This is a genomic window from uncultured Acetatifactor sp. (genome assembly GCF_948601915.1).
Classification (GTDB): Bacteria; Bacillota; Clostridia; order Lachnospirales; family Lachnospiraceae; genus Acetatifactor.
This window is the reverse complement of record NZ_CAPDXS010000130.1, coordinates 1-3,714: the sequence shown is the minus strand read 5'-3', so window position 1 is coordinate 3,714 and position 3,714 is coordinate 1. Positions and strand designations below refer to the sequence as shown.

Sequence of the window (3,714 nt, the reverse complement as noted above, 5' to 3'; positions counted from 1 at the left end):
ACAGGAAAGGAACAGAAAAAATGAGAGCAGGAGAAAAATGCCTGGTAGTAGGTTCCGGCTTGAGCGGAATCAGCGCCGTGGCCTGTCTGGAATACATGGGAGCAGAAGTCACGCTGTACGACAGCAATGAGAAGCTGACGCAGGAGGATCTCAGGGCTTTGCTTCCCGCGGGGAGCAAGGCGGCCTGCGTGACGGGAGAGCTGCCGGAGGAGATCCTGGGGCAGGTGGAGACCCTGGTATTGAGCCCCGGGGTGCCCACGGACATCCCGCTGGTGGACCGTCTGCGCCAAAACGGCGCAGAAGTCATCGGGGAGATAGAGCTGGGCTTCCTGCAGGAGAAGGGCAGGGTGGCCGCCATCACGGGCACCAACGGCAAGACTACCACCACCACCCTGGTGGGGGAAATCATGAGGGCCCACCTGGGCGGGGAGAAGGTGTTCGTGGTGGGCAACATCGGCAACCCCTACACGGCGGAGTCCGGGAAGACCGGGGAGGGCTCCGTGACTGTGGGGGAGATCAGCTCCTTCCAGCTGGAGACCACCCACAGCTTCCATCCTGCGGTGTCGGCGATCCTGAACATCACGCCGGACCACCTGAACCGCCATCACACCATGGAGGCCTATGTGGCGGCAAAGGAGCACATCGCCGCCATGCAGACGAAAGACGACATATGTGTCTTGAATTATGAGAACGCATACACCAGGAGCTTCGGGGACAGATGCCCCGCCAGGGTGGTGTGGTTTTCCTCCGCCCGGGAGCTGGAGGACGGCTATTACCTGAAGGGAGATAAGGTTTTCAGGGCCCTGTCCGGCCGGGGGCAGGAGCTGCTGGACATCCACCGGGACATGAGGCTGGTGGGCCTGTGCAATGTGGAGAATGTCATGGCGGCTATTGCCATCGCGGAAGGCATGGGGGTGCCCATGGGGACGATTCTGGACACCGTCCGGGAGTTTCGGGCCGTGGAGCACCGCATCGAGTTCGTGGCCACCAAGGCAGGTGTGGACTATTACAACGATTCCAAGGGGACCAATCCCGATGCAGCCATCCAGGGCATCCGGGCCATGCACAAGCCAACGGTCCTGATTGGGGGCGGGTATGACAAGGGAAGCGGGTACGACGAATGGATCGAGAGCTTTGAGGGCAAGGTGAAATGGCTGGTGCTGATCGGCCAGACGAAGGAAATGATTGCGGAATGCGCCAGAAGGCACGGATTCGGGAATATCCGCTTCGCGGACACCTTTCAGGAATGCCTGGAGCTGTGCACGCAGCTTGCGGAGAGCGGAGACGCGGTGCTCCTGTCGCCGGCCTGCGCCAGTTGGGGGATGTTCCCGAACTATGAGGAGCGGGGGCGGCTTTTCAAGGAATACGTGAATCGGCTATAGAGAGGGATGTGGATGATGGCGCAGGCGAAAACGAGACGGAAGAGAAAGGAACAGTCGGAATACTTTTTTGACTACAGCCTACTTTTCATTGTGCTGTTCCTGCTGGGCTTCGGACTGGTGATGATCTACTCGGCCAGCTCCTATGAGGCGTTCCAGAGCTACGAGGACACTACATATTATATGAAGAAACAGCTGATTGCCATCGTCATCGGCATGGTGCTGATGATCATCGTGGCGAACATCCCCTACCATTTCTGGGAGCGTTTCGCCCTGCTGGGATATGTGGTGGCCATGGCGCTGGTGCCTCTGGTGAAGATTCCGGGCCTGGGCGTGGAGTCCCACGGGGCCTATCGGTGGATCAAGATTCCCGGCATCGGCCTGAACCTGCAGCCTGCGGAGGTGGCGAAGCTGTGCCTGATCCTCTTCCTGGCGGTGATGGTGTGCAAGATGGGGAAAAGCGTGCGCACCATGAAGGGGTTCGCCGTCATGATCCTCCTGCCTATGCCCGTGGTGCTGGAGGTCTACCTGATCACCAAGAACTTGAGCTCCGCCATCATCATCATGGGGATTTCCGTACTGATGGTATTCGTGGCCAGCCCGGACTACAAGAAATTCGTCATCATGGGCGTCCTGGTGTTGATCGGGGCAGTGCTGATCGTGTTCCTGGCCGTGTCCTCCACCCAGAACGCGGCTGAGGGGGAGGAGGTGAACTTCCGTTTCGGAAGGATCGCCACCTGGCTGAATCCGGAGAGCGACGCCACGGGCACGGGCTTCCAGACCCTGCAGGGCCTGTACGCCATCGGAAGCGGCGGCATCTGGGGCAAGGGGCTGGGCCAGAGCATGCAGAAGCTGAACTTCCTGCCCGAGGCCCAGAACGACATGATCTTCTCCATCATCTGCGAGGAGCTTGGCCTGTTCGGGGCCGTGGCCGTCATCATCATGTTCATCATGCTGCTGTGGCGGATGATGGTGATCGCCAACAACGCTCCCGACCTGTTCGGAGCCATGCTGGTGGTGGGGGTCATGGGGCACATCGCCATCCAGGCCATCCTGAACATCGCCGTGGTGACCAACAGCATCCCCAATACCGGGATTTCCCTTCCCTTCATCAGCTACGGGGGCTCCTCGGTGATGTTCCTGCTGATAGAGATCGGGCTGGTCCTAAGCGTGGCCAGGCGGATACAATTGAAGGAATTGTAACATTTTCCGGCTTTCCCTCATAGGATAGAATATTCAATAAAAGAAACCGGATGGTGCTTAATGGATTCTATTCGTATTCAGGGCGGCATGGCCCTGCAGGGAAAGGTTCGTGTACAAGGTTCTAAAAATGCTTCGCTGCCCATTCTGGCGGCTACGCTGCTTGTGAGGGAGGAGTCTCTCATCAGGAACTGTCCCAGGATAGCGGACGTCTATTCCATGGTCAGCCTGCTGAAGAGCCTGGGCTGCGGCGTCCACTGGCAGGAGACAGGCATTGCGGTGGATTCGTCCCAGGTGTGCAGATGCCAGATGCCCCGGGAGGCGGTGCGGGGCATGCGCTCTTCCCTCTGTCTGCTGGGGGCGCTGATCGGGAGATGCAGCGAGGTGGTCATGGAGCATCCGGGGGGATGCGTCATCGGCGAACGCCCCATAGACATGCATCTGTCCGCGCTGGAGCAGATGGGCGTGGAGTTCGTAGAGGAAGAGGGCAGCATCAGGGCGTTTTCTGACAGGCTCCACGGGGCGGTTATCAGTCTGTCGTTCCCTTCTGTGGGGGCTACCGAGAACATCGTCCTGGCAGGGGTGATGGCAGAGGGGGACACGGTGCTGGAGGGCGCGGCCCGGGAGCCGGAGGTGTCCGCCCTGTGCGCATTCCTGCAGCAGTGCGGCGCATGGATCGAGGGGGTGGGGAGCGGCAGGCTGGTGATTCACGGCGGCAGACGGCTGTACGGGACGGACTTCACCGTGCCGGCGGACAGGATTGTGGCCGGGACCTACCTGTTAAGCTGCATCGGGACAGGGGGGAGCGTGCTCCTGGAGCAGGCCCCGGAGGAGGAGATGCAGTCGGTGCTGGAGGCCGCGGCGCAGATGGGCGCCCGGGTGTGCACCTCGAAAGAGGGGATTTACGTACAGGCCCCCGGCAGGCCCGCGGCCATAGAGCTGGTCACGGCCCCCTACCCCGGCTTTCCCACGGATCTCCAGTCCGTGGTGCTGGCGGTGGAGACCAAAGGGAGGGGCGTGAGCCGTATCCGGGAGACGATTTTCGAGAATCGGTTCCGGATCGTGGAGGAGCTTCGGAAAATGGGGGCTTCGGTGGAGCTGTGCAGCCCCCGGGAGGCGTCCGTAAAAGGCGTGG

General features: G+C 60.7%; 3 protein-coding genes. All 3 read left to right on the top strand.

Annotation, left to right across the window (positions count from 1 at the left end):
- The first annotated feature begins 20 nt into the window (after nucleotides 1–20).
- The gene (gene murD, locus Q2B33_RS18695) at nucleotides 21–1,382 is read left to right on the top strand and encodes a UDP-N-acetylmuramoyl-L-alanine--D-glutamate ligase (protein WP_300565015.1); all 1,362 of its coding nucleotides are present in this window, start codon (nucleotides 21–23) and stop codon (nucleotides 1,380–1,382) included.
- 6 nt (nucleotides 1,383–1,388) lie between these two features.
- Nucleotides 1,389–2,582, top strand: a complete 1,194-nt coding sequence (locus tag Q2B33_RS18690) for a putative peptidoglycan glycosyltransferase FtsW (RefSeq protein ID WP_330688416.1) — start codon at nucleotides 1,389–1,391, stop codon at nucleotides 2,580–2,582.
- 60 nt (nucleotides 2,583–2,642) lie between these two features.
- Nucleotides 2,643–3,714, top strand: a 1,072-nt coding sequence (locus Q2B33_RS18685; protein WP_300914161.1) for a UDP-N-acetylglucosamine 1-carboxyvinyltransferase, incomplete at its 3' end; no start/stop codon positions are given.

Coding starts and splice junctions, on each gene's coding strand:
- murD (WP_300565015.1), top strand. CDS start 21: ATGAGAGCAGGAGAAAAATGCCTGGTAGTAGGTTCCGGCTTGAGCGGA.
- Q2B33_RS18690 (WP_330688416.1), top strand. CDS start 1,389: ATGTGGATGATGGCGCAGGCGAAAACGAGACGGAAGAGAAAGGAACAG.